The organism is Bartonella sp. AA74HLJMH (genome assembly GCF_042197045.1).
In the GTDB taxonomy this organism is placed as follows: domain Bacteria; phylum Pseudomonadota; class Alphaproteobacteria; order Rhizobiales; family Rhizobiaceae; genus Bartonella.
In genome coordinates this window covers 1-5,450 of record NZ_JBHIRJ010000039.1, presented here as the reverse complement: position 1 = coordinate 5,450, position 5,450 = coordinate 1, and the positions used below count along the sequence as shown (strand labels likewise).

The following is a 5,450-nucleotide window of genomic DNA, read 5'->3' as shown; positions in this document are numbered from 1 at the left end:
TTTCCAATCGCTGATTACAGACCAGATGTTTCGGTCGTCAACGGTAGCTTTACGGATACGCTTGTGAATGTTTTACCAGCAGATGGCGGTTACATACCCATGCCTAGTGCAATGGTTGTGTCTCATGCTTTGGAAGAAAAGCCTTTGGGGTGCATAGCGTTTAGAAGTGGCAATGGTGTTAAGATAATTGTAGGAGGCAAACAAAAGCTTTACAGTTATGATAGTCAAACCAAGGGTTGGAAAGACATCAGCCAAAGTGGTGTGACGTATCATGCAAATGAGGAGAATAAATGGTCGTTTGCTCTTTTTAAAAACATGGTTATTGCGGTGAATAAAAATGATAAGCCGCAAGTTTTCAAGGTCCTTAGTTCTGAACGGTTTGAAGATTTAGAAGGAAATCCACCGAAAGCAGGATTGGTCAAAGTTTGGGGACCTTTTGTTTGTTTGATGCAATTGACAGATAATCCCAATCGCATTCATTGGTCAGGTTTGAACGATGTAAATTTATGGGAAATAGGTAAAAAAAAATGTGATCATATAGATTTTCCAGATGGAGAATATGTGCAAGGGGCGACGGAATCCACCAATCCCCTTATTTTTATGCGTTCTGCTATTTACGCTGGTTTATTTACTCCAGGGGCTGAACTTGTATACAGTTTTCAAAAGATCCAAGACAAGCGCGGAGCGCGCAGTGCAGCCTCTATAGCATGTCGAGGGAGTGATGCTTTTTTTGCGAGTGATGGTGGTTTTTATCAGATGAGTTTGGATGGTCAACTTTTGCCGATAGGCTTTGAGAAAGTTGATAGAACAGTTTTTAAAACCTTTGATAAGTTTGCTCTTGATGAGATGCAAGGGGTTATAGATCCCATTGATAACCGGATTTACTGGTCCTTAAAAAGAGGTAATAACGAGCAAACGACCTTTGTCTATGATTGGGGATTGCAGAAATGGTCGACGCTACAGGGAAAACCTTTCACGTTGTTTCCAGTATTTACGACAGGTTATACTTTAGAACAGTTAGATGAGATCTCGATCAATCTTGAGACATTACCGGCTTCTTTAGACAGCCCTCGTTGGCAAAGTGGCGCACCCATGCTTGGTGCTTTTGATGACCAAAATCGGCTTGTTATGTTTACAGGTGCGCCGATGGAAGCAACGGTTGTTTCGCAAGAATTGGGAGCACCAGATGGAAGTTTTAACTTTATCACGAAGATGTTTGCTGAAGTTGATACGACGGAAGGTCTTTTAAGCATAGGAGAGCGTCGGCTTCGCAATAATCAGACACCGATTACATGGCACCAAGAGAGGGCATGTTCATATGTCACGGGTGCTTATCATGGTCGTTCGCGCAATCGTTATCACCGCTTTAAATTGCGTATTCCTGAAGGTGTTCATTGGAACCAAATCACAGGATTTAATGTGGATTTACGTCCTTTAGGCAGAGGGTAATGGCAAAAGTCTTTTTGACCACGTCTTGGGATATGGAGCGTATAGCACCATACCTTGAAGACATCATTGCGTCGTTTCGCGAGTATGTGGAACGTTTTAAACATGAAATCACGTTGCAAGAGCTCCTTGAAGCGATTTGCAGTGGCAAGAAACAGTTATGGCTTGTTTTGGATGATGACGAGCGCTTTTTAGCGGCATTCACGACCCAGATACAACAGACAGTTTTAGGAAAGAAGCGCGCTCTGATTTGTGAATGTAGTGGCAAGGGCGTTCTTGATCAAGTTGATAATTTGACATTTGTAGAGGATTGGGCGCGTGAGAATGGGGCTTTTGAGATAGAGATTTTAGGGCGTTTAGGTTGGAAACGTGCACTGAACAAACAAGGTTATGGCATAGATATGCTTTATTATAGGAAGGAATTGTGACATGGGGAGCAGTAGACCAGCAACGACAGAACAGAAGCAGGTGCAGACAAGTGCCCCTCCTGCTTGGATGCAGAATGTCTTTAAGCGAGGTGGTGCGGATGCGTATAATCTGTATGATACAGGGATGGGTGGTAATGTGTATGGGGGACCTCGTGTTGCACCTTTAAGTGCTCCAACTTACCAAGCAATCGGAGGTCTTGGAGCTATTCCTCATCAATATCAAAATTATATGAATCATTTGATGAATACTCCCATGCAGGCAGAAAGAAATATTGGTGAATTGGCTTCTAGTTATAAAGGGGGCTATGATCAGGATTTTGAAGATGTACTTAAAAAATCTATGGATGATGTGAGAGATACGATTAACAGCTCTTTTGTAGGTGCTGGTGGTTATGGATCTGGTGCACATACAAAAGTGTTGGCGCGTGAACTTGATGCATTGTCTAAAAGTGCTAGGATTAATCATTACCGTCAGAATAAGCAGGATATGTTACATGCTAATGCCTTACTTGGTGATTTTAATAAGTATCGCTTAGGCATGATAGGCAACTTATTCCCCTCTTATAATAATGCCTATTCGAATATGTTGCAGGGGTCATCTGTTCTTAATGACTACAATCAACGCCTTGTTGATGCCAATAGAGAACGTTGGCTGGAACAAGACAATAGCGGCTGGAATAGGTTGAATATGCTTATGAACGCCGGTCATGGCTTTGCAAGAAATTACGGCACGACGATGAATAATATGTCAGAATCTAAGATGCATGGTAACGACCCTTGGCAGAATGCTATGATGGTGCTTTTTGGATTAAAGAAGGCTGCGGAAAAGGCAGCAAATGCTGCCGTTTAGTTTGAATAATCTTAGAAAAAATAAATAGTTAAAGGGAAAGTAATGGTTTTTATAGATTTTGACCCGAGAGATAGACGTTTCATATCCAAACTAGAAAAAGATCTACACGAACGCAGACTAGAAAAAGATCTACTACAATCAATAGCGAATCAACGAAAGGACAAACATAAATTACCAGTTTTTCTTAATGCGATTTCTATGAATGATCCATATAAGATAGGCTCTTTTTCTCCTTCTCCAATAGGTTCTATTCGTCCTTCTGAGATAGATAATGAGGGGAATAAACCCTCTCCGATTCCACAATCAGAAACTCCTCCTCAGTTAGAGACTTCTCCACCTATTTCAACAAAACCAGTTCCATTGCAAGAACAGCCTCCTGAACCAAATCTTAGTTTTTGGGATAAATTTTCTCGTTTTTCACAGTCTGATGTTAGTAAAAATATTGATGATTTTCTTATGGGTGCGATAACGGCTAGTCCAAATTCATCTGGATGGCAACTTTTTGCCAAGGGGCTGAAGAACTTGCATGAAGGAGATAAACAAAGAGGGCAGGTTAACCAGACTGTCGAGTATCTAAAGTCTAAAGGCTATAGTGAAGAAGAAGCGCGGTTCATAGCTGGAAATAGAGATGCGTTGAATGCTTTTCTATTACAAAAAGTGAACGGTGGAAATAGGAATTCCCAATTTACCAATGACGGTAGGATGCTTGTGGAAGATCCGAATGCACCAGGTGGATATAGATATATTATGGTTGAAGGTGGTAAATCGTATGAGGAAGCTGAACGTGCAAAAGCTCTATATGCAAATAATATAGTACGGAAAAGTATTTTATTGAAAGATCTCACATATCTTGATGAGTACCTTAAGGAAAAAGGTGGGTATGCAACAGGTCTGATTGCTTGGATTAAAAGCATTGTTCCTGGATTGAAAGAAAATGGTGCAGATAAAGTCGTGAAATCAATTAAGGAACGTATAGCAAGTGATCGTATAGACGAACTGAAGCAATTATCAAGGACAGGAGCGGTAGGACTTGGAAATGTCAGTGATAAAGATCTTGACATGCTAAAGCATTCTTTAGGTGAACTAAGCATTGATATGAATGTAGAATTATTTACGCGGAATCTGAATCAAATAAGAGATGTTATTTCAAGACTATCGCCTGAAGCAAAAGCCTATTTACTAGGTGAAGATGCTAGTCGCTCCTCTGCTAATCAGTCATCACAAGGAGGAAGTGCAAATTTGCCAACTATAAGTAGTAGAGAAGATATTAAAAAACTTGCTATTGGAGAAAGAGTATCCATACCAGACGGTAACTATATATATGACATTATTAGGGATAGATAAATGGTTCATCATAATAATACTCATCAAGATTTTCCAGATTTTGGTCCTGGAATAAGAATTATACGCCGTATCCCTAAACATGAATACGAAAAATCGGTAGAGGAACCATTTCCAGATTTTGGTCCTGGAATAAGGGTTATACGTCGTATCCCTAAAGATGAATACGAAACATCATTCCAACATCCCGAAATCACGCAAAGTGAAGCTTTTTGGAACTCTTTAAAGCATGGTTTGAGTTTTAATTTAGATGATGAGATTGCTGGGATTACAGCGGCAGGACGTGATTCTGATGATCAGTTGGCAATAAGTGCTTTTTTGAATGGGCTTTACAACTATTGGACTGGAGATAAGAAAACCATAGAAAAATATGAGAAAGAAGCCAATAGACTACGTGATTATTATCGTAGGATGAGTGATCAACATTATTGGACTTCTTTTGCTGGAAATGCTTTAGGGGCGGCAATTCCTTCCCTTGCGACTTTAGGGGGAGGACTGTTAGCCTCAGGAGCACGCCTTGTAGCGCCTACACTTGCAAGGAATGTGGCGGGGTCAAAATTAGGTCAAGCCTTTTTGAAAGCAGGTCAGTTACCCCCAAGTCGATTTGCAAGTCCATTTTTAGGCATCACGAACAAAACAACATTACCTCATTTGCTTAAAGTAGGTGCAGCATCTGGTGCATTACATGGCGCAGGAGAAGGCGAAGGACTTTTAAATACACTTCAAACCACGGCATCTGGTGGAACTTTAGGAATGGGCGGGGCATTGGCTGGAAATCTTGTAGGCAGTATGCTTGGTTCTACTTTTGGTGGAATACGAAGACTTTTTTCTCCTTCTCATACGAAAGAAGGTGTTTCAAAAGATACGTTAAGAGCAATCAGTAAACATTTAGGCAATGAAGCTTCTGAAGAGCTAGGAGAATCTTTTAAAAAAGCAGTTCCTACCGATTACGTAGCTGATCATAGTCCTTTTTTACAAGATCTTGTTTTTGATATCGCGAAAAGAAACCAAGGGGCTTATCTTGATTTAACCAAGAGAGCTAAACAGAGAGCGCTGGGAGGAGGGGAGCGTATTCATCAGGCGGCTGATAAATACTTTGTTCCTCGTCAAAATGTCACAGGTTTAAAAAATGATCTTATAGCGATTAGGAAAGCAGAACCACATACTCTTTACGAAATAGCCAAAAAAATACCAATAGGAGAACAGCATTATGGCGCTCTTAATGAATTAATGAAGCGTCCATATTTCAAACAGGCTTATAAAGAAGGGCTACAGGAATTCACGAGTAAGGTCAAAGAAGTTGCTCCATTTTCTTCTGAAAAATTTAATCTCCTTAAAGAAAAGCCCAACATGGGTGTTCTCCATGAAACGAAGGTTAAACTTGG

At 40.5% G+C, this 5,450-nt stretch carries 4 protein-coding genes and 1 pseudogene; all 5 read left to right on the top strand.

Translation table 11 applies throughout. The features are described from left to right. Positions 1–1,449, top strand: a 1,449-nt coding sequence (locus ACFINH_RS08955; protein WP_375632773.1) for a hypothetical protein, incomplete at its 5' end; no start/stop codon positions are given. Next, positions 1,449–1,874, top strand: coding sequence for a hypothetical protein (locus tag ACFINH_RS08950; protein WP_375610955.1), 426 nt, complete (start codon positions 1,449–1,451; stop codon positions 1,872–1,874). The genes ACFINH_RS08955 and ACFINH_RS08950, both read left to right, overlap by 1 nt. Before the next feature lies 1 nt (position 1,875). Then, on the top strand, positions 1,876–2,724 hold the full coding sequence (locus tag ACFINH_RS08945) for a hypothetical protein (protein WP_375632771.1): 849 nt from the start codon (positions 1,876–1,878) through the stop codon (positions 2,722–2,724). 198 nt (positions 2,725–2,922) lie between these two features. Next, a complete protein-coding gene (locus ACFINH_RS08940; protein ID WP_375632767.1) occupies positions 2,923–4,068 on the top strand; it encodes a hypothetical protein in 1,146 nt (381 codons plus the stop codon). Then, positions 4,069–5,450: pseudogene (locus tag ACFINH_RS08935) on the top strand (hypothetical protein); the annotation flags it as partial. It abuts the gene before it with no gap.

Bases quoted from the DNA above. Each gene is read 5' to 3' on its own strand.
- ACFINH_RS08945 (WP_375632771.1), top strand. From the start codon at position 1,876: ATGGGGAGCAGTAGACCAGCAACGACAGAACAGAAGCAGGTGCAGACA.
- ACFINH_RS08940 (WP_375632767.1), top strand. From the start codon at position 2,923: ATGAATGATCCATATAAGATAGGCTCTTTTTCTCCTTCTCCAATAGGT.
- ACFINH_RS08950 (WP_375610955.1), top strand. From the start codon at position 1,449: ATGGCAAAAGTCTTTTTGACCACGTCTTGGGATATGGAGCGTATAGCA.